Consider the following 995-nt stretch of genomic DNA (forward strand, 5'->3'; position numbering starts at 1 on the left):
CTCAACATAAGGCTTGATTTATTATTGTATTGAATTGATAGTCAACTATTTATATACAAAAATCAAGCCTATTTTATGTTTTACAGCCTCTTTTTTAAAGCTTTTTCTTATCCCGAACTCACGTTAATTAATTCGAACTCCTATGAAATCAAAACTTTACCCTGTCAAACTATTAATTCTGACATTCGGTTGAGGAATGCATCTTGCATAAACTTTTAAATCGAAGTATATTTGTACGTATCAAAGATTGAATTAAGGATTTGATATTTTTTAATTTAACTTTTTAATTTAAAACAATGTATCCAGAATATTTAGTAGCACCAATGCGTCAAGAATTAGTAGACGCAGGTTTTCAAGAGTTAAAAACTGTAGAGGAAGTTGATTCAGCGATTCCTTCAGAAGGCACTGTATTTGTTGTTGTAAACTCAGTATGTGGTTGTGCAGCAGCAAACGCTCGTCCAGCAGCACGTTTTGCTGTTGAGAACGGTAAAAAACCTAGTAAATTAGTTACTGTATTTGCTGGCATGGAAAAAGAAGCTGTTGATAAAGCACGTCAATACATGTTGCCTTACCCTCCATCTTCTCCAGCAATGGCATTATTCAAAGATGGTAAATTAGTCCACATCATCGAAAGACACAATATCGAAGGACGTCCTGCACAGATGATTGCAGACAACCTAATAGCTGCTTTCGAAGAATACTGCTAGTCGGTAATTTTATTTTGATTTTTGTATAAACAAGAATAGGCTGTCTCAAAATGGGCAGCCTCTTTTTCATATTTTATCACTCATATTGTTTGCCTTAATCACCTGATTTTCATATCTTTAATATGTAATCAGATTGTTTTATGAGCAAAAGAGTACCTGTCTTTAAACCTTATTATCAAGACCAGATCATGGCAATTCCTCCAAGCCTGGATGAATTGGTTTCCAAATCACATCCAGTTCGGATTGTTAATGATGTAATTAATCGAATTAATATTCAAGGGTTATTGG

The 995-nt window shown here is 33.9% G+C and carries 1 protein-coding gene; it reads left to right on the plus strand.

The genetic code is table 11. The annotated features are described in order from the left end of the window. Positions 1-296: 296 nt before the first annotated feature. Entirely contained in the window at positions 297-707 is a 411-nt protein-coding gene (locus tag FLS47_RS00020; protein ID WP_149912358.1) for a BrxA/BrxB family bacilliredoxin, read from the plus strand. The last annotated feature ends 288 nt before the right edge of the window (positions 708-995 follow it).

Source organism: Sphingobacterium cavernae (assembly GCF_008520265.1).
GTDB lineage: Bacteria > Bacteroidota > Bacteroidia > Sphingobacteriales > Sphingobacteriaceae > Sphingobacterium > Sphingobacterium cavernae.

Bases quoted from the DNA above. Each gene is read 5' to 3' on its own strand.
- FLS47_RS00020 (WP_149912358.1), top strand. From the start codon at position 297: ATGTATCCAGAATATTTAGTAGCACCAATGCGTCAAGAATTAGTAGAC.